We start from the raw sequence: 22,855 nt of genomic DNA, 5'->3' as shown, positions 1-22,855 counted from the left end.
TCTTGGCGGTCAAATCATCCCGTTTTGGACTCGAACGCGCGTGACAAAAGCCATGTAGGCCTTCCCCGCGGTCATCGACCGATGGTAGCGGATCAGCCTGCGTTCAGCTGCTGCTCCAGCTGATGCAGCACCTGGTAACAAGGCAGCACCTGCGCCAGACTGGAATTGGGCTCACGGCCTTCGCGGATGGCGGCGAAGAACTCGCGGTCCTGCAGCTCGATGCCGTTCATGGAGACATCGACCTTGCTCACGTCGATCTTCTCTTCCTTGCCATTGAACAGGTCGTCGTAACGGGCCAGGTAGGTGGCCGTGTCGCCGATGTAGCGGAAGAAGGTGCCCAGCGGGCCGTCGTTGTTGAAGGACAGGCTCAGCGTGCAGATGGCACCGTTGGCGGCCTTGAGCTGGATGCTCATGTCCATGGCGATGCCCAGCACGGGATGGATGGGGCCCTGGACGGCGTTGGCCTTCACGATGGGGCTGCCGGCCTGGTAGGCAAACAGGTCCACGGTATGGGCGGCGTGGTGCCACAGCAGGTGGTCGGTCCAGCTGCGGGCCTGGCCCAGGGCATTCATGTTCGTGCGGCGGAAGAAGTAGGTCTGCACGTCCATCTGCTGGATGTTGAACTCACCGACCTTGATCTTCTTGTGCACGTACTGGTGGCTGGGGTTGAAACGGCGGGTGTGGCCGCACATGGCCACCAGGCCGGCCTTCTTCTGCAGGGCGACGACTTCCTCGCCCTCCTTCAGCACGTCGCACAGGGGAATCTCCACCTGCACGTGCTTGCCGGCCTGCAGGCAGGCCTTGGTTTGCGCCGCGTGCATCTGCGTGGGCGTGCACAGGATGACGGCGTCCACTTCCTTGAGCTTGAGGCTGTCGGCCAGATCGGTGGTGACGTGCTTGATGCCGTACTTGTCGGCCACTTCCTTCGTTTTCTCGATATCGCGGCTGATCAGCGAGACGACTTCCACGTCCTTGATGTTCTTGATGCCGTCCAGGTGCTTGATGCCGAAGGCACCGGCGCCGGCGAGTGCGACTTTGATGGTCATGGCGGTTCCTTATTGATTTTCCAGAATCAGGTTGCCCACAGCCGTGTTGGACGCGGGCACATGGTAGAAGCGGTGCGCGACCTTGGGCGCCTTGCCGCCGGCCGTGTCGGCCATGGCGCCGCGGGCGATGAGCCACATCACGAGTTCGATGCCTTCGCTGCCGGCTTCGCGCACGTAGTCGATGTGCGGCTTGCTGGCCAGGGTGTCGGGGCTGGCAATCATCTCGTCGAGGAAGGCGTTGTCCCATTCCTTGTTGATCAGGCCGGCACGCGGGCCCTGCAGCTGGTGGCTCATGCCGCCGGTACCCCAGATCTGCACGTTGAGCGGTTTGTCAAAAGACTCGACGGCGCGGCGGATGGCCTTGCCGAGTTCGAAACAACGGCGGCCGCTGGGCACGGGGTACTGCACCACGTTCACGGCGAAGGGGATCACCGGGCAGGGCCACTCGAACTTGTCCTGGGACGGCGTGCCGCAGACCAGGGACAGCGGCACGGTCAGGCCGTGGTCCACGTCCATCTTGTTGACGATGGTGAGGTCGAAGTCCTGCTGGATGACGGACTGCGCGATGTGCGCGGCCAGCTCGGGGTGGCCCTTGACCATGGGCACGGGGCGGTGGCCCCAGCCTTCGTCGGCCGGCTGGTATTCGGCGGCGGTACCGATGGCGAAGGTGGGGATCATCTCCAGGCTGAAAGCCGTGGCGTGGTCGTTGTAGACGAGGAAGATGACGTCGGGCTTGTTGTCCTTGAACCACTGCTTGGTAGGCTCGTAGCCCTTGAACAGGGGCTGCCAGTAGGGTTCGGTGGTCTTGCCCAGGTCGATGGCCGCGCCGATGGCGGGCACATGCGAGGTGTAGACGGATGCGGTGATCTTGGCCATATCAATATCTTTCAGAGAAGCTTGCCGGTGCCGTGGCCTTGCGGCTGGTTCTGCGGCTGGGCCGTGCCGTTCTCGCCGGTGTAGCGGTTGCCTTCGGCGGAGCGGCCGCCCTTGAGCATCATGTCGCGGTACTCCTCTTCCGTCATGCCGGTCATGGAGCCCGCCATCTGCTGGAAGCTCTTGCCGTGCGTGGCGCCCAGCTTGGCCAGGAAATAGATGTTGCCGCCCAGGGAGATGGCCTTGTTGAGGTCAGCTGCCAGCACGGCCTGCTTCTGCTCTTCCGTCATGGGCCACTCGTCCAGGACCTTGCGCTGGTCGGCCTTGAAGCGTTCGCGGTTCTCGGCCTTCATCAGGCTCATGCAGAACTGGTTGAGCCAGTAGCCCTTGCGGCTCTGCTCGGCGTCGAAGATGGTCGTGCCGGGCACGTCCAGATAGGGTTTTTCGAGTGACATGGTGGTTCCTTACTTCACGACGACTTCTTCAGGCCAATACAGGCGCATCGGATTGTCCACCAGCAGCTTGCGCTGCAACTCGGCCGTCGGCGCGATGTGGGGGATGAAGTCGACCAGCAGGCCGTCGTCGGGCATGTGGTCCTTCAGGTTGGGGTGCGGCCAGTCGGTGCCCCAGAGCACGCGGTCCGGGAACTCCCGCACGATGCGCTGGGCAAACGGGATCACATCGCGATACGCATTCTGCTCGCCGTTGAGGGCTTTGGGGCCGGCCACCGACAGGCGTTCGGGGCAGCTGACCTTGCTCCACACGTTCTTGTGCTCGCGCATGAACTTGAGGAAGAGCGCGAACTCGGGCCCGTCCACGGGCTTGCTCACGTCGGGGCGGCCCATGTGGTCCACCACCACCGTGGTGGGCAGGGCGGTGAAGAAGTCCCACAGCTCGGGCAGGTCCACCGCTTCGAAGTAGATCACCACGTGCCAGCCCAGCTTGTTGATGCGGCCGGCGATCTCCAGCAGCTCATCCTTGGGCGTGAAGTCCACCAGGCGCTTGACGAAGTTGAAGCGCACACCGCGCACGCCGGCGGCGTGCAGCTTCTGCAGTTCCTCATCGGTCACGCTGCGGCGGACGGTGGCCACGCCGCGCGCCTTGCCGTTGGACGACTGGCAGGCGTCGACCAGGGCGCGGTTGTCGGCACCGTGGCAGGTGGCCTGCACGATGACGTTGCGCGCAAAACCCAGGTGGTCGCGCAGGGCGAAGAGCTGCGCCTTGCTGGCGTCGCAGGGGGTGTACTTGCGCTCGGGCGCGTAGGGGAATTCGGCGCCGGGGCCGAAGACGTGGCAGTGCGCGTCCACCGCGCCCGCGGGCAGCGTGAAGCGCGGCTTGCTGGGGCCGGTGTACCAGTCCATCCAGCCGGTGGTTTTCTCGAAGGGGCCTGTGGTGGGTTTGCTCATGGTTCTCTCGGATGATTCTTGATTTAATTTATTCAGCGCATGGCTGGTTCGACCGTGCCGCGCAGGCCGGCGCGAGCTATGGCCGATTGCAGGGTGCCGTCACGGCGCACGGTCAAGGCGAAGCTGCTCAGGTAGGACAGGCCGGCCTCGCGCCCCTTGGGCGTGGCGATGGCCAGGTTCTCCAGACCCCAGCGGCCGTCCAGCACGCGCGCGCCGGGCAAGCCATCGGCCATTTCGTACAGGATGCCCTTGTTGGTGGCGAAGGCATCGATCTTGCGCGCGGCCAGCTGCTCGGAGGCGGCCTTGAGGGTGGGCTGCGGCACCACCTGGGCCTGCTTGTAGCTGCGCGTGAGCACACCCTGGGAAGTGCTGCCCTGGCTGACACCGACCTGGATGCCGGCGCGGTCGATCTCGGTGGCACTTTGCAGCGGGCTGCCGGCCGGCACCAGATAGCCCAGCTCCAGGCTAACCAGGGGCAGGGTGAAGTTCATGTCACGGGCGCGCGCCTCGGTGGCATTGGTGAAGGTGAAGTCCACCTCGCCGTTTTTCATGGCTTCGAGCACCTCGGCGATGCGCTTGTATTCCACCAGCTCCAGCGGCACGTTCAGCCAGCGCGCGAGTTCGCGCCCCAGCTCGTAGGCCACACCCGTGAGCTTGCCGTTCTTGTCCGTCACCATCGAGGTCGGGCTGCCCGAGTAGACACCGACGCGCAGCTTGCCATCGGGCGCCAGTGCGGCGCGCGCCTGGGGCGTGGGCGCCGGGGGCGGCGTGACGGCACAGCCGGCCAGCAGCGTGACCGCGGCCAGCAGGCCCAGGAAGCAGCTTCTGCGCAGCATGTTCATGACAGGTCCCCTCGTGTGGTGCGTGAATGGACGGCCAGCTTAGTCGATGTACTTCAGGCCCAGCTTTTCCAGCGGCTCGCGGAACTTGTACATGTCCAGGCCCAGCACGCCGGACGCCAGCTTGGCGCGCTTCTCGCCCTCGAAGGACTCGCGGGCCGCGGCGGCATCGGCCACCTTCTGTGCATCGGCGGCGTTGACGACGACCACGCCGTCGTCGTCGGCCACGATGGCGTCACCCGGGTTCACGATCATGCCCGCGCAGACCACGGGGATGTTCACCGAGCCCAGGGTGGCCTTGATGGTGCCCTTGGCGCTGATGGCGCGGCTCCAGACGGGGAAGTCCATGGACTTGAGCTCGGCGATGTCGCGGCAGCCGCCGTCGATGATCAGGCCGCGTGCGCCGCGCGCCTTGAAGGAAGTCGCCAGCAGGTCGCCGAAGAAGCCATCGGTGTTGGGCGAGGAGAGCGCCGCCACGACGATATCGCCGGGTTTGATCTGCTCGGCCACCACGTGCAGCATCCAGTTGTCACCGGGGTGCAGCAGCACCGTGACGGCCGGGCCGGCGATCCGGGCGCCGGAATAGATGGGGCGCATATAGGTCTGCATCAGGCCGATGCGGCCCTGGGCCTCGTGCACGGTGGCCACACCGTACTGGCCCATTTTTTCGACAGCGGCGGCATCGGCGCGCACGATGTTGCGCTTGACGATGCCCAGGGGTGCGTTGACGCTCATGGTGTTTCCTCTTGGTGTCGGTGATGGATCGTGGGGTGACTCGCAGGCCGCTTCACTTGCCCTTGGCCTTGAGCTGCGCATCCAGGCGCGAGAACACGCGGCGCGCATTGCCCTCGTAGACCTTGAAACGCTGCTCCTCGTTGAGGTGCGGCGTGGCCTGCACGTAACGCTTGGTGTCGTCGTAGTAGGCACCGGTCTCGGGGTCGATGCCGCGCACGGCGCCGATCATCTCGGAGGCGAACAGGATGTTGTCCACCGGAATCACGCGGGTCAGCAGATCGATGCCAGGCTGGTGGTAGACGCAGGTGTCGAAATAGATGTTCTTGAGCAGGTGCTCGCTCAGCAGGGGTTTTTTCATCTCCTGGGCCAGGCCGCGGAAACGGCCCCAGTGGTAGGGCGCCGCGCCGCCGCCGTGCGGGATGATGAACTTCAGCGTGGGGAAGTCCTTGAACAGGTCACCCTGAATCAGCTGCATGACGGCCGTGGTGTCGGCGTTCAGGTAGTGCGCGCCCGTGGTGTGGAAGCAGGCGTTGCAGCTGGTGGAGACGTGGATCATGGCCGGGATGTCGTACTCGACCATCTTTTCGTAGATGGGGTACCACTGCTTGTCGGTCAGCGGCGGGCTGGTCCAGTGGCCGCCGCTCGGGTCCGGGTTCAGGTTGATGCCGACGTTGCCATATTGCTGGACGCACTTCTCCAGCTCGGGGATGCAGGTCTTGGGATCGACACCGGGCGACTGGGGCAGCATGGCCGCGGGCACGAAGGAGTCGGGGAAGAGCTGCGAGACGCGGTAGCAGAGCTCGTTGCAGATGGCGGCCCAGGTGGACGAGACATTGAAGTCGCCGATGTGGTGGGCCATGAAGCTGGCGCGCGGGCTGAAGATGGTGAGGTCGGAGCCGCGCTCCTTCATCAGCCTGAGCTGGTTGGTCTCGATGGACTCGCGCAGCTCGTCGTCGCTGATCTTGAGGTCGGCCACTTTGGGCATCAGGGCCGGGTCCTTGATGCCGGCGATCTGCTGGTTGCGCCAGTTCTCCAGCGCCTTGGGGGCGGTGGTGTAGTGGCCGTGGATGTCGATGATCATGGGTTTTTTCATATCGGTCTCCTGGGATTCAGATTCGGTTCAGGCCGGGTCCATGCCCTGGCGGCGCTTGGCCTCGGCGGCTGCGGGCGAGGCCATGTAGGCCAGCATGGCGCGCACGGCTTCGGCCTGCTGGCTGCTGGCGCAAACGCCGGCCGAAAAGGTGGTGGTGATCTGGATAGCCGGCGGCAACGGGCCCAGCACGCTGAGGCCTTCGAGGTTCAGCATTTCGCTGAGCTGCTGAAAACCCAGCGCCACCTCGCCACGGGCCACCAGGCTGCCTACCGGGATGCCCGGCGGCGGGGTCACGATGCGGTCCTTGATCTGCTCGGTTATGCCCCAGCGCTCGAACAATTTCGCCAGGGCCACGCCGCTGGGGCCGGTGGAGTAGCTGATGTTGCGCGCCGCCAGGATGGCCTGGCGTACCGCGTCTTCGCTGGAGATATCGGGCTTTGGAGCCCCCGTGCGCACTGCGACGGCCACGCCCGAATGCACCAGGTCCACCTTGCTGCCGGCCAGCACATGGCCGGCAGCGATGAGCTTGTCGATCGCGTCGGAGGCCAGGATCACCACGTCGAAGGCCTCGCCGGCCGCCACGCGCCTGGCCGCATCCACGCCGCCCACCGACTCGATGGTCACGCGTTGGCCTGCGTGCTGCTGGTAGGCGTCGACCAGCTCGGCCAGCACCTGGCGGGTGGCCATGGAGGAAATACCCAGGATAGGAACGCTCATGGAAGAGGGACCGGGAATTGATAAGAACAGACAGCGATTGTGGCCACCCTGCCCCGCTGTGCCAAGGCGGAGCGGTTTCTAGCAGGTATCTCATTTCGGCATAATCGATGGCAAGCTATCCCGCAAACCATGGACCTGAAACAACTCGAATATTTCGTGCGCGTGGCCGAACTGGGCAGTTTCACGCGTGCCGCCGGGGTGCTCAACATCGCCCAGCCGGCGCTCAGCCGCCAGGTGCGCCTGCTGGAAGTGGAGCTGCGGCAGAACCTGCTGCTGCGCAATGGCCGCGGCGTCACCACCACCGACGCCGGCAAGCTGCTGCTGGAGCACGGCCGCGGCATCCTGCACCAGGTGGAGCGCGCGCGCGAAGACCTGGGCCGCGTGCGCGGTGCCCTGGCCGGCCGCGTGGCCCTGGGCCTGCCGCCCAGCATTGCCCGCATGCTGACGGTGCCGCTCACGCGCGCCTTCCGCAAGCGCCTGCCCAGTGCCGCGCTGTCCATCAGCGAAGGCCTGACGATCTCCATGCAGGAAGGCCTGCTGACCGGGCGCCTGGACATCGCCCTGCTCTACAACCCGCCGGCCAGCCCGGAGCTCAACACCCGGCCACTGATGGACGAGGAGCTGTTCCTCATCGGGCCGCGAGCGCCCCGCAGCAAGGCCACGACGCAGCCCATCAGCCTCAAGGAAGTCAGCGACCTGCCCCTGGTCATTCCCAGCCGGCCCAACGCCATCCGCATGGTGGTGGAGACCGAGATGGCCGGCATCGGCTGCAAGCCCGACATCAGCCTGGAGATCGACGGCGTGGCCGCCATCCTGGACCTGGTGGCCGACGGCGCCGGTTATGCCGTGCTGCCCAAGTACGCGCTGGCCACCACGCAGCGGCCCGAGGCCTACCAGGCGCGCCCCATCGAAAAACCCCGTCTGGCCAGCCGCCTGGCACTGGCCACGGCAGCCGGCCGCACCACGACCATGACACAGCAGGCCATGCTGGAGCTGATCCAGCAGGTGGCCGGCGAGGTCTTTGGTGCGATCGCCACACCCGCATGAAAATACCTACCCATGGCAACTGACAAGCACTACACCCTCGCCGGCGTGATGGGCTGGCCGGTGGCGCATTCGCGCTCACCCGCCATCCACAACCACTGGATCCGCCAGCATGGCCTCAACGGCAGCTACGTGCTGCTGCCCGTCCAGCCGGACCGCCTGGGCGACGCCGTGCGCGGCCTGCGCGCCCTGGGCTTTGCCGGCTGCAACATCACCATCCCGCACAAGGTGGCGGCCATGGCACTGATGGACCGCATCGACCCGCTGGCCGCACGCATAGGCGCCATCAACACCATCGTCGTCGAAGCCGACGGCACGCTGGCCGGCTACAACAACGACGCCTATGGTTTCATCCAGAGCCTGCTGGACGCGCAGCCGGACTGGCGCGCCGATGCCGGCCCCGTCACCGTGCTGGGCGCGGGCGGCGCGGCGCGCGCCATCCTGGTGGCGCTGGCCGAACGCGGGGCCAAGGAAATCCGTCTGTGCAACCGCAGCCTGGACAAGGCGCAGGCCCTGGCCGCCGAATTCGGCGGGCCGATCCGCGCCTACCCCTGGGAGCAGCGCGAAGAGGCGCTGGAAGGCGCGGCCCTGCTGGTCAACAGCACCAGCCTGGGCATGAAGGGGCAGGAGCCGCTGACCCTGTCGCTGGCCCGGCTGCCCCGACATGCCCTGGTGTGCGACGTCATCTACGTGCCGCTGGAAACACCGCTGCTGGCCGCTGCACGTGAGCGGGGCAACCCCACTGTCAACGGCCTGGGCATGCTGCTGAACCAGGCACGCCCGGCTTTTGCGCGCTGGTTCGGCGTGACGCCCGAGGTGACGCCGGAACTGCGGCGTTTGATTGAAGCCACGCTCTGAGAACCTGGCAGGCTCTTAGCCCCTGCCCATCACAATTTGTGATGGGCATATCGTGGCGTCGCAGCGAAGTCCATCGTTAGCCCTACTTGCCCGGACCGGTTGGCGCGCCTATTCTGGGCCGCACATCAACGACCCGAAAGGCAAGCCATGCGCACTCCCCTGCTCCGTCTGTCGACCGTGCTGGCCAGCGGCCTGCTGCTGGCCGCCTGTGCCATCACGCCGCCACCGGCAGCGCCTGGTGCTGCCCAGGCCAAGGCCGAACTGCTCTGGCTGGGCCAGTCCACCTTCCGCCTGACCACGCCCAGCGGCAAGGTCATCGTGACCGACCCCTGGCTGCGGCCCAACCCCAAGACCCCGGCCGAGTACAAGGATCTGGCCAGGCTGGGCAAGGTGGACCTGATCCTCGTCACCCATGGCCACGGCGACCACATCGCCGACGCACCGGACCTGGCCCTGATGAACAAGGCGCGGGTCATCGCCCCGGGCGACCTGAACATGGTGCTCAACACCCTGGGCGTGCTGCCGCCCGAGCTGACGCCGCGCATGAACAAGAGCGGCACGATCGTGCCCTTCCCCGATGTGCCGGGCCTGAAGATCACCATGGTCAAGGCCGAGCACTCCTCGCTCTTTGCCTGGAAAAACCCGCAGACCGGCAAGGTCGAATCGCACTACGGCGGTGAGCCGGTGGGTTTCATCATCGAGCTGGAGAACGGCCAGAAGATCTACCACATGGGCGACACGGGCCTGTTCGGCGACATGAAGTTCATCGGCGAGTACTACAAGCCTGACGTGCTGCTGATCCCCATCGGCGGCAACTTCACCACCGCGCCGGTTGATGCCGCCTACGCCACGCGGGAGTTCCTCAAGCCGCGCTTTGCCATCCCCATGCACTACGGCACCAATCCGCTGAACCGCGGCACGCCGCAGCAGTACATGGAGGCCCTGGGCCAGACCGCCACCAAGGTGATCCCCCTGGAGCCTGGCGAGAAGTTCAGTTTCTGAGTTCAGCGGAGCCGGCGCGCCGGCTCATGAAGCATCAGGGCCCGTACCTGCGATCGGAAGATCGCGAGTACGGGCCTTGATGTTTGGGACTGTGCAGTAAAGACGTTAACCGTCGTGCCGTCGAATCTTCAAACGGCACGGAAGGCCGGACACTTACTGGCGGGGGATATTGGCCTTGACGATCACATCACCCCAGCGCTTGATTTCGCTCTGCAGGAAGGCCTGGGTCTGCTCGGGCGTGCTGGCACGGGGCTCGATGTTCAGGTCGCGCAGCTTCTTGCTGACCTCGGGATCGTTGATCGCAGCGGCGATCTCGCGGTGCAGGCGCGCCACCACGTCCTTGGGCGTTCCCGCCGGAACGGCCAGCGCGTTCCAGGACGAGGCCTGGTAGTTGGGCAGGCCCGCTTCCTTGGTGGTCGGCACGTCAGGCAGCAGGGCCGAACGCGTCGTGTCGGTGATGGCCAGGGCACGCAGGGCGCCGCCCTTGATCTGGCCCATGATGGGCGAGACGATCTCGACGGCCACGTCGATCTGGCCGCCACGCAGCGCATTGACGACCGCTGGCGTGCCGTTGAAAGGCACGATCTGCATGTCCACGCCCGAGTTGGACTTGAACAGTTCGGCTGCGAGGTTCTGGGTGCTGCCGATGTTGATGCTGCCCACATTCAGCTTGCCGGGATTGGCCTTGGCATAGGCCAGCACTTCACCCAGCGTCTTGAACTTCGATTCGGTGGCGGTCACCACCGCGATGTCGAAGAAACCCAGGGTGCTGACAGGCGTGAAGTCTTTCACCGTGTCATAGGGCAGCTTGTTGAACAGCGTGGCGGTGACGGCGCTGGCGTTGGACATCAGCAGGAGCGTGTAGCCATCCGGTGCCGACTTGGCCACGGTGTCGGCAGCGCCCACGCCGCCAGCACCCGGCTTGTTCTCGATCACGACCGGCTGGCCCAGGGTCTGGCTCAGCTTCTGGCCCACGGTGCGGGCCGTCAGGTCGGCCACGCCACCGGCGCCGAAGGGGACGATGATCTTGAGGGGCTTGCTCGGGAAGGACTGGGCCCAGCCGGCGGAGGTCAGGGTTGCAGCCAGCACGGCCACGAGGGCGCGGCGATTCAGCAGGTTCATGGGTGATCTCCTTGTGAAGAAAAAAGAGCGGGGGCGATCAGCGCGCCACGCCCAGCAGACGGTCCAGCAGTTCGGGCTGGTCCAGCAGCGACTGCGCCGTGCCCGAATGCACCACGGTGCCGCGGTCCAGCACCGCCGCCACATCCGAGATGGCCAGGATGGCCTGCGGATGCTGCTCGACGATGATGGCCGACAGGCCTTCCTCGCGCGTGATGCGGCGGATGGCGCGCAGCAGCTCCTGCACGATGATGGGGGCCAGGCCTTCCAGCGGCTCGTCCAGCAGCAGCAGCTTGGGGTTGAGCACCAGCGCACGGGCCACGGCCAGCATCTGCTGCTCGCCACCCGAGAGCTGGGTGCCCAGGTTGGTCTTGCGTTCGGCCAGGCGCGGGAACATCTCGTAGGCGCGTGCCGGCGTCCACGGGCCCGGGCGGGCCACGGCGGTGAGGTTCTCGTCCACCGTGAGCGACTTGAAGATATTGCGTTCCTGCGGCACCCAGCCGATGCCGGCCTTGGCCCGCTGGTGCAGCGGCACCTTGTGCAGGGCCACGCCGTCGAAGGTGATGCTGCCGCCGTGCTGGCGGGTGGCGCCGGCCAGGGTGTTCATGAAGGTGGTCTTGCCGGTGCCGTTGCGGCCCAGCAGCGCCAGGGTCTTGCCCTGGTCCAGGCTCACCGACACGTTGTTCAGCACCACAGCCTCGCCGTAGCCGGCGCTCAGGTTCTCGACCTTGAGGAGCTCAGCCATGGGCCATCTCCTCGCCGTGGCCCAGGTACACCGCCTTGACCTGCGGGTCGTTGGCGATGGTGTCGGGGTCGCCCTCGGTGAGCACGGTGCCGTTGACCAGCACGGTCATGCGCTTGGCAAAACTGAAAACGAGATCCATGTCATGTTCGATCAGGAGCACCGACACATCGGCCGGCAGGGCTGCCACGGTCTGCAGCAGTTCCTCGCGCTCGCCGGCGGGCACGCCGGCCACGGGCTCGTCGAGCAGCAGCACACGCGGCTCGCAGGCCAGGGCGATGGCAATCTCCAGCAGGCGGCGCTTGCCGTAGGCCAGCACATTGGTCTTCTGGTTCATCACCTCGGTGAGGTGGAACTGCTCGAGCAGCTGCTCGCAACGCTCTACCACCTGCGGGCGTTTGCCCAGGGGCTGCCACCACTTGGTGCCCAGGCCGCTGTGCTGCGAGACGGTCAGCGCCAGCGTTTCCAGCGGGGTGAGCGTGTCGAAAAGCTGGTTGATCTGGAAAGTACGCACCATGCCGCGGCGCACACGCTGGTGCGGCGCCAGCTGGGTGATGTCCTGGCCTTCGAGCAGGATGCGGCCTTCGGTGGGCTCCAGCACGCCGGTCAGCAGGTTGATCAGTGTGGTCTTGCCGGCGCCGTTGGGGCCGATGAGCGCATGGCGGGCGCCCTTGTGCAGGTCCAGGCTGACGTTACCGGTGGCGGTGATGCCGCCGAAGCGCTTGACCAGCCCCTGCGCGGAGAGAACGATTTCAGGAGAGCTCATGATTTTTTGCCTCCGAACCAGTTCCAGGGACGGATCAGGCGGTCACGACCGACCAGCATCAGCACGACAAGGAAGAGACCGATCCAGAAGGTCCAGTACTGCGGGGTGATGGAGGAAATCCAGTCCTGCATGACCTTGAACACGATGGCACCGGCCACGCCGCCATACAGCCAGCCGGTGCCGCCGATGACGACCAGCAGCATGAGGTCGGCCGAGCGGTCGAAAGCGAACAGGTCCACGGAGGCAAAACTCGAGGTCTGCGCCATCAGGCCACCTGCCGCGCCAGCCACGCCGGCAGCGATGGTGTAGATCACGGCCAGGCGCGAGGTCACCGGAATGCCGATGGCCATGGCACGCAAACGATTGTCACGCAGGGCCTTGAGGGTGCCGCCCAGCGGCGAGTGCACCAGCCGGCGCGCCAGCACGAACAGCACCAGCAGCACGCTGATGGAATACCAGGCAGCCGTCTGGCCCTGAAGATCGAATTCGAAGCGGCCGAGCAGCGGACCCATGATCACGCCCTGCAGGCCGTCGGCCCCACCGGTGATGTCCAGCTTGTTGGCCAACTCCATCAGGATCATGGCCACGCCCATGGTCACCATGAGGCGCGTGAGGTCGGTCCCGCGCATGATGGTCAGCGAGCAGACCGCGCCCAGCAAGGTGGACACGGCAATGGCGAAGAGCAGGCCCACCAGCGGATCGGGCATGACCAGCTTGGCGAAGAGGGCCGCCGCGTAGGCCCCCATGCCGAAGAAGGCTGCATGGCCGAGCGACACGATGCCCGCGTAACCCAGGATCAGGTCCAGGGACACAGCGAACAGCGCGACGATGGCGATCTCGTTGATGATGAGCGCGTGGGTGGACAAGAGCCAGGGCGAGGCCAGGGCCAGCAGCCACAAGACGGGTTCCCAGAGCTTCCAGCGCTGCAGGTCATGCAGAGACTGGTATGCGCTCCTTGCCTCCTTAGGGCTCTTTGCAGGTGACTCCCCTCGCCCTACAACTTTAGCCTCAACATCGATGATCTCCTCGATATCTTCGCGATGGGTTTTCATGCCTTGCCCCCCTTGCGCACGAACAGGCCCTGCGGGCGCCAGATCAGGATCACGATCATCAGGAAGTAGACGATGAAGGCGCCGAAGCGCGGGATGTAGTACTTGCCGGCCACGTCGGCAATGCCCAGCAGCAGGGCCGCCAAGAGCGGACCGGTGATGGACGAGGTGCCGCCGACTGCCACGACGATCAGGAAATAGATCATGTTCTTGAGCGGGAAGCTCGGGTCCATGCCCAGCACTTCGGCGCCCAGCGCGCCGCCCAGGCCGGCCAGGCCGGAGCCGACCGCGAAGGTCAGCAGGAACACGACGTTGACATTGATGCCCAGGCCGGCGGCCACGCGCTGGTCATCGACCGAGGCGCGCAGGCGGCTGCCGAAACGGGTTTTCGCCAGGATGTACTGCAGGCCGATGGTCAGCGCCGCGCAGATGGCGATGATGAAGAGGCGGTAGTGCCCCATGCCCAGCATCCAGGGGCCGTCGCCGATCTCGGTGCGCCCCTTGAGCCACTCGGGCAGATGGATGATCTGCTGGCTGGAGGTCATGAAGTAGTCCATGGCGGCCACGGCCATGAAGGTCAGCCCGATGGAGAACAGCACCTGGTCCAGGTGCGGCCTGCTGTACATGGGACGGTAGAGCGTGCGCTCCAGCACGGCACCCAGCAGGGCCACGCCCACGAAGGCCACCGGCAAGCACACGAGGAAGGGCACGTCATAACGCTGCATCAGCAGCACGGTGGCGTAGCCCCCCACCATGGCGAAAGCGCCGTGGGCCAGGTTGATGAAGTTCATCAAGCCCATGGTCACGGACAGGCCGACCGCCAGGATAAACAGCAGCATGCCGTAGGCAATGCCGTCAAACAGAATCGTCAGCATGAATGGCTCGGGTCAGGTCCGGTCAGGACAAAAAAAAACCCATGGACACCCCCTGGCCGGAGGCGTCCACGGGCCGGGCATCACTTCGTCTTGCCCGGGTCCTTGACGTCCTTGATGACGTCAAATTCCACGTTGTGCAGTTCGCCGCCCACCTTCTCCACCTTGCGCAGGTAGATGTTGTGCACGACGTCACGGGTCTGCGCGTCGATGAACATCGGGCCGCGCGGGCTTTCCCAGACCTGGCCCTTCATGGCGGCCAGCAGGCCGTCACCACCGCCCTGGCCCTTGGAAGCCTTGAGCGCTTCGTAGATCACGCGCATGCCGTCATAACCGCCCACGGCCATGAAGTTCGGGCGCATGCCCTTGTTGGCCTTCTTGAAGGCTTCGACGAACTTCTTGTTGGTGGGCGAGGGGTGGTTGGCCGAGTAGAAGTGCGAGGTGACCACACCCAGGGCGCCGTCGCCCATGTCGTTGAGCTGGTCGTCATCGGTGATGTCGCCCGGGCCGATCAGCTTGATGCCGGCCTTGTCCATGCCGCGCTCGAGGAACTGCTTCATGACGGCCGCACCGGCGCCCGAGGGCACGAAGACGAAGAGGCCATCGGGCTTGGCGTCACGCACCTTCTGCAGGAAGGGGGCGAAGTCGGGGTTGCGCATGGGCACGCGCAGGGTGTCGACGACGGTACCGCCGTTGAAGAGATAGCGGTCCTTGAAGAACTTCTCGGCATCGTGGCCGGGGCCGTAGTCGCTGACCAGGGTCACGACCTTCTTGATGCCGCCCTTGGCGACGGCCCAGTCGGCCATGGCGACCGAGGACTGCGCCAGCGTGAAGCTGGTGCGCACGATGTAGGGCGAGGACTGGGTGATGCTGGACGTACCGGCGGCCATCACCACCATCGGGGTCTTGGACTGGGTGGCAATGGGCGCCGTGGCAAAGGCCGAGGGCGTGATGCCAAAGCCGGCCAGCACGTTGACCTTGTCGTTCACCACCAGCTCCTGGGCTAGGCGCTTGGTGACGTCGGGAACGCTGGTGTCGTCCTTGACGATCAGCTGGATCTTCTTGCCGGCGACCGTGTCGCCATGCTGGGCCATGTAGAGCTTGGCTGCCGCTTCGATCTGGCGGCCGGTGGAAGCCTGCTGACCGGTCATGGGCAGGATCAGGCCGATCTTGAAGGTCTTGTCCTGGGCCAGCACGGCCGAGGAGGAAACCGCCGCCAGCGCCAGGATGGATGCGCTCAGAAACTCACGCTTTTTCATGTAAGGCTCCTAAATAGGTTTTATGACTTCACGCACCCGATCTGCTGGCACGCAGAAGAAACCAGTATCGCGAAGGTGCATTACTTTCGCCTCAAACCAGATCATGCGCAAGTCAAATTTCAGACTGATAGATATATCAGTTTGAAATATCTTACCCGCTCACATCAAAAGGAAAAATAAAACCCAGCCCGAACGGCGTCGGGCTGGGTTGGCGTCTGAATCGGCGTATGGCGGCTAGTAGCGCAGCCGCCCTTCCTGGTCCATCACGGCGATGTCGACAAAACGGCTGCCCGTATTGCCCTTGGAAAAATCAATGCGGTACCCGTCGAAATCGATTTCGCCCATGGACTGCAGGCTCTTGGCCAGGGCCGCGGGCGTGATCTCGCCCCGGATGCGTCGCATTGCTTCGCCCAGGATGCGTGCCGAGAGATAACCCTCCATATGGAAGGCCGCGTAACTCTTGATGTCGGGATGGGCCGCCTGCATGGCTGCCTGGAACTCGCGCACCAGGGTCTTGGTCCGTCCGTTGGGGTTGGGGTAGATCTGGGCAATGCCGACACCACGCGCCAGCTCGGCGCCCGCCACCCGGGCCAGCATGCCAGGCGCCGTATCGCCCAGGATGAAGATGGATTGCGTGACCCCGGCCTTGCGCAAGGCGGCCACGCTGCCGGCGGCGAAGGGCGGCGCACCGATCACGATGACGCCCTGGGGGTTGGACTTGAAGACCTCCTCGGCCGCCTTGGTCTGCTCTTCGGGCTTGAAGACGGACTGGTAACCCTTGACGTCCATGCCCGTGAGGCGGGCCGCCTCGTCGGCCACCACCTTGACGCCGCCCGTTCCCATCGGGATGTCCTGGTGCATGACCGCCAGCTTGACGATGCCCAGGGTGCGGGCGTGGTTCACGATCTTCTCGATCTGCTGCTTGTCGCCGGCCCGCACGTGGAACAGGCGCGGGTGACCGGGATTGCGGAAGGGCTCCGCACCCGGCACGGCATTCATGATGACGACATCATGCTTGTCGAGCAGCTTGTCGGCGAACATGCGCTGAAGCGAGGCCGAGCCGACCGGCGAGATCAGCGCCACCGGCCTGCGCTGCATGGCCTGCTCGAACGCGGCGACGAAACCGTCGGGCTTGTAGGTGTCGTCAAGTTCGAAGAAGGCCACCTTGCGCCCGTTGATGCCGCCGGCCTTGTTGAGCTGGGCAAAGTAGGCCTTGGCCCCCTGGTTGAGCTGGGGTGCATCGGGCGCCGGCAAGCCAGAGAAAGGACCGATCTGGCCGATCACGATGTCCTGCGCCTGGACGGCCGCCGAGAGACCGAACAAGGCCGCGACCCCCAACAAAAGAACACTGCCGCTCTTGGCTAACTTGCTGATTGTCTGCATGATGTTTCCTTTTCCGCCACCGTACGCTCGCTAGAACACGCGTTTAGTTTGCGTTGCACCTGCTGACGAAGCCGCCCCGATCCCGTCTAGCTGATATATCGAAACGAGATATCTAGTCACTAATGGGCGCCAATTGATTAATAATTCACAATCCGTATCCTGAATGATCGCCATGGTGATCAGCATGAAAAACCACCCAGACGTAGGAGACCACTCATGACCATCCGTACCAGCCCTCCGTTCCGTGCCGACCACGTCGGCAGTTTCCTGCGCCCCAAGTACCTGCTGGAAGCGCGCGAGCAGAAAGCCAAGGGTGAGATCACCGCCGAGCAATTGCGCAAGGTGGAAGACAAGGCCATCACCGAGATCGTGAAGTTCCAGGAAGACGTGGGCCTGCAGAGCATCACCGACGGCGAGTTCCGTCGCACCTACTTCCACATCGACTTCCTGGAGCAGATCGGCGGCGTGCGCACCGACGTGCCCGTGACCATCATCAAGCCCGACGGCACCAAGGAACTGGCCCCGCCGGTGATGCGCGTGATCGACAAGGTACGCCACGTCAAGGACATCCAGCTCGCCGACTTCCAGTACCTCAAGAGCCAGATCGCCCCGGGCCGCGGCAGCGTGGCCAAGGTGACCATTCCCTCGCCCACCATGCTGCACTTCCGTGGCGGCCGCGCCGGCATCAGCAAGGAGCACTACCCCGAGCTGGATCCGGCCTTCTACGACGACGTGGCCAAGGCCTATGGTGACGAACTGCGCTCGCTCGCCGCAGCGGGCTGCACCTATGTGCAGATGGACGACACCAACCTGGCCTATCTGTGCGACGACAAGATGCGCGAGGCCGCCCGCCAGCGCGGTGACGACCCCAACGAACTGCCGCACCGTTATGCCATGTTCATCAACAAGGTGGTGGCGCAGAAACCGGCCGGCATGACGCTGGCCATGCACCTGTGCCGCGGCAACTTCAAGAGCACGCACGCGGCTTCGGGCAACTACGAGCCGGTGGCCGAGGCCCTGCTCAAGGAAATGAACCTCGACGCCTACTTCCTGGAGTACGACGACGACCGCAGCGGCGACTTCCGCCCCCTGCGTTTCCTGGCCCCGGGCAAGATCGTGGTGCTGGGCCTGGTGACCACCAAGTTCGGCAAGCTGGAGACCAAGGACGAACTCAAGCGCCGCATCGACGAAGCGGCCAAGTACGTCGCGATGGACCAGCTCTGCCTGTCGCCGCAGTGCGGCTTCTCCAGCACGGTGCATGGCAACGACATCGCGGTGGAAGACCAGCGCGCCAAGCTGCGCCTGGTGGTGGAAACCGCACAGGAAGTCTGGGGCAAGGCCTGACACCAGGCCGGTGCCGGGACAAGGGCGGCCAAGGGGCCGCCCTTTTTTATGCGCCGGCCTTGGCCGAGCGGTCCTTGACGAAGTTGTAGCCGAAGTCCAGCGCCGCTTCGAGCGAGAGCTCGATGGCATGGCGTTCGTGTTCGGTCAGGTAGAACATCAGGTCCACGTCATGGCGCACATAACGCGCGGGCAGGCGGTTCAGGGCCACGCAGGCCACGTCGGCCAGCATGTCGGACGTCATATTGGGCCAGCGGGGGGCACGGCGCAGCACTTCCTCGAACACCAGGCGTTCGTAGTAGTTATGGACCTGCTCGAAATTGCTGATCATGAAAGTCTCCAGGGAACTGCCGGTGACCTTAGCAGGTCGGGCGCAGCCTGACAAGGCCGCGCGCACCCTTCAACGCAGCCTAGGCCAAGCCTAGGAGTCGCACCGCATTGCCCTTGAGGATGCCGGGCATCACCTCGGGCTTGAAACCGGCCTCCTCAAAGTCCTTCATCCAGCGCTCGGGTGTGATCAGCGGGTAGTCGGAGCCGAAGAGGATGCGGTCTTTCAGCAGGGTGTTGGCGTACTGCACCAGCTGCTTCGGAAAGTACTTGGGACTCCAGCCCGAGAGGTCGATCCAGACATTGGGTTTGTGCGTGGCCACGGACAGCGCCTCGTCCTGCCAGGGAAAGCTGGGGTGGGCCATGACGATCTGCATGTCGGGGAAGGCGATCGCCACGTCATCCAGATGCATGGGATTGCTGTACTCCAGGCGCAAGCCGCCGCCGCAGCGCATGCCGCTGCCGATGCCGCTGTGGCCGGTATGGAAGATGGCCGGCATCTTGTGCTCGGCGATCACCTCGTAGATGGGCCAGGCCATCTTGTCGTAGGGGTGGTACCCCTGCACGGTGGGGTGGAACTTGAACCCCTTGATGCCGTGCTCTTCGATCAGGCGGCGCGCCTCGCGCGCACCCATCTTGCCCTTGTGCGGGTCGATGCTGGCGAAGGCCATCATCATGTCGCTGTTGGCTTTGGCCGCCTCGGCGATCTCCTCGTTTGGGATACGACGACGGCCCAGCTGGGACTCGCTGTCCACCGTGAACATCACCAGGCCGATCTTGCGCTCGCGGTAGTAGGCGATGGTCTCGGCGATGGTCGGGCGGCGGTTGGAGCGGAAGTACTTGTCCGCCGCGCGGTCGTATTCCTCGCCGTAGTTGTCGAAGGGGTTCCAGCAGCTGACTTCAGCGTGCGTGTGGACATCGATGGCGATGAGGTTCTTGTGGTCCATGACCGTCTCCTGGCGGAGGATGCCGAAGCGGACATCCTAGGGTAAACACTGATGAAAAGCGAGCAATGCTTGCTTGAATTGGTTATATTTCATAACCATAATCGATTCCAGAAAGAAACGCAATATGAAGAACCCCGACATCCATTTCGAGCGCCGCGGTGAAGAGCAGGAAGTTGCCGTCATCCGCCTGACGCGCCCGGCCAAGCGCAACGCCCTGAACGACGCCCTCATTCTGGCCATTCGCGACCTGTTTGAAAACATGCCCGAAGGCGTGCGCGCCGCCGTCATCGACGGCGAGGGCGACCACTTCTGCGCCGGCCTGGACCTGAGCGAACTGAAAGAACGCGACGCCGGCCAGGGCCTGCACCATTCCCGCATGTGGCACGCCGCGCTGGAGCGCGTGCAATACGGCCCGGTGCCGGTGATCGCCGCGCTGCACGGCGCCGTGGTCGGTGGCGGCCTGGAACTGGCCAGCGCCTGCCACATCCGTGTGGCTGACGAATCCACCTTCTACGCCCTGCCCGAAGGCTCGCGCGGCATCTTCGTGGGCGGCGGCGGTGCGGTGCGCATCCCGCGCCTGATCGGCGCCTCGCGCATGGCCGACATGATGCTGACCGGCCGGGTCTACAACGCGCAGGACGGCGAAAAGATCGGCATGGCCCAGTACCTGGTGCCGCAGGGCAGCGCCTTCGACAAGGCCTTCGAGCTGGCCGTGCGCGTGGCGCAGAACGCGCCGCTGACCAACTACGCGCTGATCCACGCCCTGCCGCGCATCGCCGAGCAGCCGGCCGACCAGGGCTTCCTGACCGAGGCCATGATGGCCGCCATCGCCCAGAGCGCCCCCGAGGCCAAACAACGCGTGCGCGCCTTCCTCGACGGCAAGGCCGCCAAGGTCAGCAAGGGCTGACATCTTCCCTGACACGAAACGACCCATGAGCGAGACGACCAAGACCACCCCGCGCTACCGCCCCGTGCCTTTCGGCGTGACCCGCGTCCAGGTACGCGAAGGCGCGCCCGGCACGCGTTATGTGCAGGCCGAACTGCCGCTGGGCGCCTATGCCCGGCGCCTGAGCGACTTCCTGGTCCACTGGGCGGAAGCCGAGCCCGAGCGCACCTTCATGGCCCGCCGGGCCCAGCTGGGCGAAGGCCGCACCGGCGACTGGCAGCGCATCAGTTATGCCCAGGCCCTGGACGGCGCACGCCGCATCGGCCAGGCCCTGCTGGACCGCAAGCTCTCGGCTGAACGTCCCGTGGTGATCCTGAGCGAGAACACGCTGGAGCACGCACTGATGTCGCTGGCTTGCATCTATGCCGGCGTGCCCTACTGCCCGGTCTCGCCGGCATATGCCACGATCAGCCAGGATTACGACAAGCTCAGGCACGTGCTCACCACACTGACGCCTGGCCTGGTGTTTGCCGCCGACGGTGCGCGTTATGGCCGCGCCATTGCCGCCACCGTGGGTGCCGATGTGGAAGTGGTGCTGGCCCAGGGCACCGTGGAAGGCCGTGCGACCACCTCTTTCGAGGCGCTGCGCAACACCACGCCCACGGCGGCCGTGGACGACGCCATGCACGCCGTGCGCCCGGACACCATTGCCAAGTTCCTGTTCACCTCGGGCTCGACCAAGATGCCCAAGCCGGTGATCAACACGCACCGCATGTGGTGCGCGAACCTGCAGCAGATCACCCTGTCCATGCCGGTCATTGCCGAAGCGCCGCCCGTCTTCGTGGACTGGCTGCCCTGGAACCACACCTTCGGCGGCAACCACAACGTGGGCCTGACATTGATGCACGGCGGCACGCTCTACATCGACGACGGCAAGCCCACCGCAGCCCTGATAGCCGAGACCCTGCGCAACCTGCGCGAGATCGCTCCCACGCTCTACTTCAACGTGCCCACCGGCTTCGAGATGATCGCGCAGGCCATGAAGACCGATGCCGAGCTGCGTCGCAATCTGCTGTCGCGCGTGCGTTTGTTCTTCTATTCTGGCGCCGGCCTGGCCCAGCCCGTGTGGGACAGCCTGCACCAGACGGCCGAGGCCGAGGTCGGTGAGCGCATCGTCATGTCCACCGGCTTGGGCATGACCGAGTCCGCGCCTTCGGCCATGTTCACCAACAGCCCCAATGTGAAGGCCGGCGACATCGGTACCCCCGTGCCCGGCATGACACTGAAACTGATCGACGTGGACGGCAAGACCGAGGTGCGCTACCGCGGCCCCAACGTGACACCCGGCTACTGGCGTTCCGAGCAGGCCACACGCGACGCCTTCGACGAGGAAGGGTATCTGTGCACGGGCGACGCCGTGCAGTGGATCGACCCGCACGACGTGCACCGCGGCCTGAAGTTCGACGGCCGCATCGCCGAGGACTTCAAGCTCTCCACGGGCACCTTCGTCAGCGTGGGGCCGATGCGCGCCAAGGTCATCGTGACCGGCGCGCCCTATGTGCAGGACGTGGTGCTCACGGGCCTGAACATGAAGGAAGTCGGCGCGTTGATCTTCCCCTCGCCCGCCTGCCGCGCCGTCAGCGGCCTGGGCACCGATGCGCCCTGGGAAGCCGTGCTGGCCAGCGCGCCGGTGCGCGACCGGCTGCAGGCCGTCATCAACCAGCTGGCGCGGGAAGCCACCGGCAGTGCCAACCGCATCGCGCGCGCGCTGCTGCTGGCCGAGCCGCCTTCCATCGACAAGGGCGAGGTCACCGACAAGGGCTCCATCAACCAGCGCGCCGTGCTCAAGCACCGCGACGCCCTGGTGCAGGCCCTGCACGACGACAGCGCGCCCGGCATCATCAAACCGCAAGCCTGAGCAACGCCATCATGAAAATCCAAGGACAAGCAGCACTCGTGACGGGCGGCGCCTCCGGGCTGGGCGAAGCCACGGCACGTGAACTGGCCCGCCTGGGCGCCAAGGTCGCCGTACTCGACGTCAATGCTGCGCTGGCCGAAAAGGTCGCAGCCGAAATCGGCGGCGTCGCCTGCGCCTGCGACATCACCAACACCGACAGCGTCACCGCCGCGCTGGCCAAGGCCGCCGCGGCCCACGGCCCGGCACGCATCCTGATGAACATCGCCGGCATAGGCTCGGCCAAGCGCATCGTGGCCAAGGACGGTTCGCCCGCGCCGCTGGAAGACTTCACGCGCGTGATCAACGTCAACCTCATCGGCAGCTACAACATCAGCCGCCTCTTCGCGGCGCAATGCGTGAAGTTGCCGCCGCTGGACGACGGCGAACGCGGCGTGATGATGTTCACCGCTTCCGTGGCCGCCTTCGATGGGCAGGTCGGCCAGCAGGCCTACAGCGCCTCCAAGGGCGGCCTGGTCGGCATGACCCTGCCCATGGCGCGTGACCTGGCCCAGCACGGCATCCGCGTCTGCACCGTGGCACCCGGCCTCTTCGCCACGCCGCTCATGAAGGAGCTGCCCGAGGAGGTCCAGGCCA

Annotated in this window: 24 protein-coding genes; 7 read left to right on the top strand and 17 right to left on the bottom strand. The window is 65.3% G+C overall.

The window, feature by feature from the left end; genetic code table 11:
* Nucleotides 1-92 precede the first annotated feature (92 nt).
* From AO057_RS09690 to AO057_RS09655, 8 genes are read right to left on the bottom strand one after another with little or no spacing between them, the layout of a single operon-like run.
* Entirely contained in the window at nt 93-1,046 is a 954-nt protein-coding gene (locus AO057_RS09690) for a Gfo/Idh/MocA family oxidoreductase (RefSeq protein WP_057675431.1), read from the bottom strand.
* Nucleotides 1,047-1,055: 9 nt separating this feature from the next.
* Nucleotides 1,056-1,922: a class III extradiol dioxygenase subunit beta gene (locus tag AO057_RS09685; protein ID WP_057675430.1), complete on the bottom strand. Its 867-nt coding sequence runs from the start codon at nt 1,920-1,922 to the stop codon at nt 1,056-1,058.
* Nucleotides 1,923-1,933: 11 nt separating this feature from the next.
* Nucleotides 1,934-2,374, bottom strand: coding sequence for a protocatechuate 4,5-dioxygenase subunit alpha (ligA, locus tag AO057_RS09680; RefSeq protein ID WP_057675429.1), 441 nt, complete (start codon nt 2,372-2,374; stop codon nt 1,934-1,936).
* Between the two features lie 9 nt (nt 2,375-2,383).
* Nucleotides 2,384-3,325 (bottom strand): amidohydrolase family protein, encoded by a 942-nt coding sequence (locus tag AO057_RS09675; RefSeq protein ID WP_057675428.1) that lies wholly within the window; start codon nt 3,323-3,325, stop codon nt 2,384-2,386.
* Nucleotides 3,326-3,357: 32 nt separating this feature from the next.
* Entirely contained in the window at nt 3,358-4,167 is an 810-nt protein-coding gene (locus AO057_RS09670) for a transporter substrate-binding domain-containing protein (protein ID WP_057675427.1), read from the bottom strand.
* A gap of 39 nt (nt 4,168-4,206) precedes the next feature.
* On the bottom strand, nt 4,207-4,899 hold the full coding sequence (gene ligK / locus AO057_RS09665) for a 4-carboxy-4-hydroxy-2-oxoadipate aldolase/oxaloacetate decarboxylase (RefSeq protein ID WP_057675426.1): 693 nt from the start codon (nt 4,897-4,899) through the stop codon (nt 4,207-4,209).
* Between the two features lie 52 nt (nt 4,900-4,951).
* Nucleotides 4,952-5,980 (bottom strand): amidohydrolase family protein, encoded by a 1,029-nt coding sequence (locus AO057_RS09660; protein WP_057677244.1) that lies wholly within the window; start codon nt 5,978-5,980, stop codon nt 4,952-4,954.
* A 39-nt stretch (nt 5,981-6,019) separates the two neighbouring features.
* Nucleotides 6,020-6,709: a substrate-binding domain-containing protein gene (locus AO057_RS09655; RefSeq protein WP_205630013.1), complete on the bottom strand. Its 690-nt coding sequence runs from the start codon at nt 6,707-6,709 to the stop codon at nt 6,020-6,022.
* A 129-nt stretch (nt 6,710-6,838) separates the two neighbouring features.
* On the opposite strand from AO057_RS09655, the gene AO057_RS09650 reads away from it, so the two are divergent.
* From AO057_RS09650 to AO057_RS09640, 3 genes are all read left to right on the top strand, one after another.
* The gene (locus tag AO057_RS09650) at nt 6,839-7,756 is read left to right on the top strand and encodes a LysR substrate-binding domain-containing protein (protein WP_057675424.1); all 918 of its coding nucleotides are present in this window, start codon (nt 6,839-6,841) and stop codon (nt 7,754-7,756) included.
* A 12-nt stretch (nt 7,757-7,768) separates the two neighbouring features.
* Nucleotides 7,769-8,611, top strand: a complete 843-nt coding sequence (locus AO057_RS09645) for a shikimate dehydrogenase (RefSeq protein ID WP_057675423.1) — start codon at nt 7,769-7,771, stop codon at nt 8,609-8,611.
* 147 nt (nt 8,612-8,758) lie between these two features.
* Nucleotides 8,759-9,613, top strand: coding sequence for a metal-dependent hydrolase (locus AO057_RS09640; protein ID WP_082605498.1), 855 nt, complete (start codon nt 8,759-8,761; stop codon nt 9,611-9,613).
* 153 nt (nt 9,614-9,766) lie between these two features.
* Here AO057_RS09640 and AO057_RS09635 read toward each other — a convergent pair whose 3' ends face one another.
* The 7 genes from AO057_RS09635 to AO057_RS09605 form a co-directional block, all read right to left on the bottom strand.
* Entirely contained in the window at nt 9,767-10,735 is a 969-nt protein-coding gene (locus AO057_RS09635) for a Bug family tripartite tricarboxylate transporter substrate binding protein (protein WP_057675422.1), read from the bottom strand.
* Nucleotides 10,736-10,772: 37 nt separating this feature from the next.
* Nucleotides 10,773-11,477, bottom strand: coding sequence for an ABC transporter ATP-binding protein (locus AO057_RS09630; protein WP_057675421.1), 705 nt, complete (start codon nt 11,475-11,477; stop codon nt 10,773-10,775).
* Complete coding sequence (locus AO057_RS09625; RefSeq protein ID WP_057675420.1) at nt 11,470-12,240, bottom strand: ABC transporter ATP-binding protein; 771 nt, start codon at nt 12,238-12,240, stop codon at nt 11,470-11,472. The genes AO057_RS09630 and AO057_RS09625 overlap by 8 nt, the downstream gene beginning before the upstream one ends.
* Nucleotides 12,237-13,178: a branched-chain amino acid ABC transporter permease gene (locus tag AO057_RS09620; RefSeq protein WP_057677242.1), complete on the bottom strand. Its 942-nt coding sequence runs from the start codon at nt 13,176-13,178 to the stop codon at nt 12,237-12,239. Before AO057_RS09620 ends, AO057_RS09625 begins: the two co-directional genes overlap by 4 nt.
* A 110-nt stretch (nt 13,179-13,288) precedes the next feature.
* A complete protein-coding gene (locus tag AO057_RS09615; RefSeq protein WP_057675419.1) occupies nt 13,289-14,164 on the bottom strand; it encodes a branched-chain amino acid ABC transporter permease in 876 nt (291 codons plus the stop codon).
* Nucleotides 14,165-14,244: 80 nt separating this feature from the next.
* Nucleotides 14,245-15,420 (bottom strand): ABC transporter substrate-binding protein, encoded by a 1,176-nt coding sequence (locus AO057_RS09610; protein ID WP_057675418.1) that lies wholly within the window; start codon nt 15,418-15,420, stop codon nt 14,245-14,247.
* A 234-nt stretch (nt 15,421-15,654) separates the two neighbouring features.
* Nucleotides 15,655-16,803 (bottom strand): ABC transporter substrate-binding protein, encoded by a 1,149-nt coding sequence (locus tag AO057_RS09605; protein ID WP_057675417.1) that lies wholly within the window; start codon nt 16,801-16,803, stop codon nt 15,655-15,657.
* Nucleotides 16,804-17,019: 216 nt separating this feature from the next.
* On the opposite strand from AO057_RS09605, the gene AO057_RS09600 reads away from it, so the two are divergent.
* A complete protein-coding gene (locus tag AO057_RS09600; protein WP_057675416.1) occupies nt 17,020-18,147 on the top strand; it encodes a 5-methyltetrahydropteroyltriglutamate--homocysteine S-methyltransferase in 1,128 nt (375 codons plus the stop codon).
* Nucleotides 18,148-18,193: 46 nt separating this feature from the next.
* On the opposite strand, the gene AO057_RS09595 is transcribed toward AO057_RS09600, so the two are convergent.
* Both AO057_RS09595 and AO057_RS09590 read right to left on the bottom strand, forming a co-directional pair.
* Nucleotides 18,194-18,475 (bottom strand): late competence development ComFB family protein, encoded by a 282-nt coding sequence (locus AO057_RS09595; protein ID WP_057675415.1) that lies wholly within the window; start codon nt 18,473-18,475, stop codon nt 18,194-18,196.
* A 79-nt stretch (nt 18,476-18,554) separates the two neighbouring features.
* Nucleotides 18,555-19,418, bottom strand: coding sequence for an amidohydrolase family protein (locus tag AO057_RS09590; RefSeq protein WP_057675414.1), 864 nt, complete (start codon nt 19,416-19,418; stop codon nt 18,555-18,557).
* 124 nt (nt 19,419-19,542) lie between these two features.
* Here AO057_RS09590 and AO057_RS09585 point away from each other — a divergent pair, with 124 nt between their 5' ends.
* From AO057_RS09585 to AO057_RS09575, 3 genes are all read left to right on the top strand, one after another.
* Nucleotides 19,543-20,325, top strand: a complete 783-nt coding sequence (locus tag AO057_RS09585; protein ID WP_057675413.1) for a crotonase/enoyl-CoA hydratase family protein — start codon at nt 19,543-19,545, stop codon at nt 20,323-20,325.
* Between the two features lie 25 nt (nt 20,326-20,350).
* The gene (locus AO057_RS09580; protein ID WP_057675412.1) at nt 20,351-22,222 is read left to right on the top strand and encodes a feruloyl-CoA synthase; all 1,872 of its coding nucleotides are present in this window, start codon (nt 20,351-20,353) and stop codon (nt 22,220-22,222) included.
* A gap of 11 nt (nt 22,223-22,233) precedes the next feature.
* Nucleotides 22,234-22,855: SDR family NAD(P)-dependent oxidoreductase (locus tag AO057_RS09575; protein WP_240480760.1), on the top strand; the 622-nt coding region annotated here is incomplete at its 3' end.

Source organism: Curvibacter sp. PAE-UM, from assembly GCF_001432305.1.
In the GTDB taxonomy this organism is placed as follows: Bacteria; Pseudomonadota; Gammaproteobacteria; order Burkholderiales; family Burkholderiaceae_C; genus Hylemonella.
Note: the sequence above shows the minus strand (reverse complement) of the source record. Positions and strands in the feature narration are given on the sequence as shown.

Bases quoted from the DNA above. Each gene is read 5' to 3' on its own strand.
- AO057_RS09690 (WP_057675431.1), bottom strand. From the start codon at position 1,046: ATGACCATCAAAGTCGCACTCGCCGGCGCCGGTGCCTTCGGCATCAAG.
- AO057_RS09685 (WP_057675430.1), bottom strand. From the start codon at position 1,922: ATGGCCAAGATCACCGCATCCGTCTACACCTCGCATGTGCCCGCCATC.
- ligA (WP_057675429.1), bottom strand. From the start codon at position 2,374: ATGTCACTCGAAAAACCCTATCTGGACGTGCCCGGCACGACCATCTTC.
- AO057_RS09675 (WP_057675428.1), bottom strand. From the start codon at position 3,325: ATGAGCAAACCCACCACAGGCCCCTTCGAGAAAACCACCGGCTGGATG.
- AO057_RS09670 (WP_057675427.1), bottom strand. From the start codon at position 4,167: ATGAACATGCTGCGCAGAAGCTGCTTCCTGGGCCTGCTGGCCGCGGTC.
- ligK (WP_057675426.1), bottom strand. From the start codon at position 4,899: ATGAGCGTCAACGCACCCCTGGGCATCGTCAAGCGCAACATCGTGCGC.
- AO057_RS09660 (WP_057677244.1), bottom strand. From the start codon at position 5,980: ATGATCATCGACATCCACGGCCACTACACCACCGCCCCCAAGGCGCTG.
- AO057_RS09655 (WP_205630013.1), bottom strand. From the start codon at position 6,709: ATGAGCGTTCCTATCCTGGGTATTTCCTCCATGGCCACCCGCCAGGTG.
- AO057_RS09650 (WP_057675424.1), top strand. From the start codon at position 6,839: ATGGACCTGAAACAACTCGAATATTTCGTGCGCGTGGCCGAACTGGGC.
- AO057_RS09645 (WP_057675423.1), top strand. From the start codon at position 7,769: ATGGCAACTGACAAGCACTACACCCTCGCCGGCGTGATGGGCTGGCCG.
- AO057_RS09640 (WP_082605498.1), top strand. From the start codon at position 8,759: ATGCGCACTCCCCTGCTCCGTCTGTCGACCGTGCTGGCCAGCGGCCTG.
- AO057_RS09635 (WP_057675422.1), bottom strand. From the start codon at position 10,735: ATGAACCTGCTGAATCGCCGCGCCCTCGTGGCCGTGCTGGCTGCAACC.
- AO057_RS09630 (WP_057675421.1), bottom strand. From the start codon at position 11,477: ATGGCTGAGCTCCTCAAGGTCGAGAACCTGAGCGCCGGCTACGGCGAG.
- AO057_RS09625 (WP_057675420.1), bottom strand. From the start codon at position 12,240: ATGAGCTCTCCTGAAATCGTTCTCTCCGCGCAGGGGCTGGTCAAGCGC.
- AO057_RS09615 (WP_057675419.1), bottom strand. From the start codon at position 14,164: ATGCTGACGATTCTGTTTGACGGCATTGCCTACGGCATGCTGCTGTTT.
- AO057_RS09610 (WP_057675418.1), bottom strand. From the start codon at position 15,420: ATGAAAAAGCGTGAGTTTCTGAGCGCATCCATCCTGGCGCTGGCGGCG.
- AO057_RS09605 (WP_057675417.1), bottom strand. From the start codon at position 16,803: ATGCAGACAATCAGCAAGTTAGCCAAGAGCGGCAGTGTTCTTTTGTTG.
- AO057_RS09600 (WP_057675416.1), top strand. From the start codon at position 17,020: ATGACCATCCGTACCAGCCCTCCGTTCCGTGCCGACCACGTCGGCAGT.
- AO057_RS09595 (WP_057675415.1), bottom strand. From the start codon at position 18,475: ATGATCAGCAATTTCGAGCAGGTCCATAACTACTACGAACGCCTGGTG.
- AO057_RS09590 (WP_057675414.1), bottom strand. From the start codon at position 19,418: ATGGACCACAAGAACCTCATCGCCATCGATGTCCACACGCACGCTGAA.
- AO057_RS09585 (WP_057675413.1), top strand. From the start codon at position 19,543: ATGAAGAACCCCGACATCCATTTCGAGCGCCGCGGTGAAGAGCAGGAA.
- AO057_RS09580 (WP_057675412.1), top strand. From the start codon at position 20,351: ATGAGCGAGACGACCAAGACCACCCCGCGCTACCGCCCCGTGCCTTTC.